Raw genomic sequence first — 1,250 nt, forward strand, 5'->3', positions numbered from 1 at the left:
TTGAATTGGCCATCTTTGTCTTTCCATTCAGGCCAACCCAGCAGCTGTTTCACTTGCTCATGTTTGGGCACGCCTTTGGTATGATTCATGCCCGAGAAGGCGCGGAATAGCTGTATACTGAACTCGCGATCTGCGTCTTTCCATTCCGGCCAGTTCAGTACCTCTCTCACTTCTTCATGTTTGAGTATGCCTTTGCTACTGTTCATGGACGAGAAGGCGCGGAACAGCTCCATGTTGAATTGGCCATCTTTGTTTTTCCATTCAGGCCAGCCCAGCACTTCTTTCACTTTCTCGTGTTTGAGCATGCCTTTGCTACTGTTGATGGACGAGAAGGCGCGGAACAGCTCCATGTTGAATTGGCCATCCCTGTCTTTCCATTCGGGCCAGCTCAGTACCTCTTTTACTTGCTCATGTTCGGGCACGCCTTTGCCATGATTCATGGACGAGAAGGTGCGGAATAGCTCCATACTGAACTCGCGATCCTTGTCTTTCCATTCGGGCCAGCCCAGAACCTCTTTCACATGCTCATGTTTGAGCATGCCTCTTGCGTTGTACATGGACGAGAAGGATCGGAATAGCTCCATATTGAACTCACCATCCTCCTCTTGCCACTCCGGCCAGCTCAGTATCTCTGCCACTTCCTCATGTTTTGGCAAGCCTTTTGTGTTACACATTGACGAGAAGGCGCGGAACAACTTCATGTTGAACTCACCACGCTTATCCTTCCATTCAGGCCAGCCCAGTATTGCTTTCACTTCCTCATGTGTGGGCACACCTTTGCCATTATTCATAGACGAGAAGGAAGTCAATATATCCAAACTCGCTAAATATTCGAGTTCACACTGGCTACGTTTTGCGAAACTGAGGATATGCTTTTTTGTGCAATTTAGCATGCAGGTTAGCATGCCTGTATTTTTGAAGTTTTCAGAAAGGTGCCCAAAAAAAGTTGCGGCATTATCGAAGAAAGCATTAAAAGACTCTCTCTCAACGAAACAAAGAAGCTTATAAAAAGTGTCTTTTACATTGATGTTTTTTTTCTTGAATATCTCAATCAGGGTTTGTGCTTTTTCCAGCTCTTCCTTACTTAATTCGTATTGGATACTTTCTTTCATTTTTTTCAATAGGTCATCGGGGATCTGGGGGGCTGCCCGATTCCTTTTTTTGGCCGGAGCCCCTGCCACAACTGTTTTTGAATGATTTCTCTTTCTGCCCGAGCCCTTCTTTTTTTTCTGATCAGGTTCTGATGCATC

At 45.8% G+C, this 1,250-nt stretch carries 1 protein-coding gene; it reads right to left on the reverse strand.

The genetic code is table 11. The features are described 5' to 3' along the window. Window positions 1-1,121 (reverse strand): hypothetical protein (locus KDK17_RS10445; RefSeq protein ID WP_257288029.1); only part of this gene is annotated, 1,121 nt, incomplete at its 3' end. Window positions 1,122-1,250 lie beyond the last annotated feature (129 nt).

Origin of the sequence: Endozoicomonas sp. SESOKO2 (genome assembly GCF_024606245.1) — a bacterium.
Lineage (GTDB): Bacteria > Pseudomonadota > Gammaproteobacteria > Pseudomonadales > Endozoicomonadaceae > Endozoicomonas_A.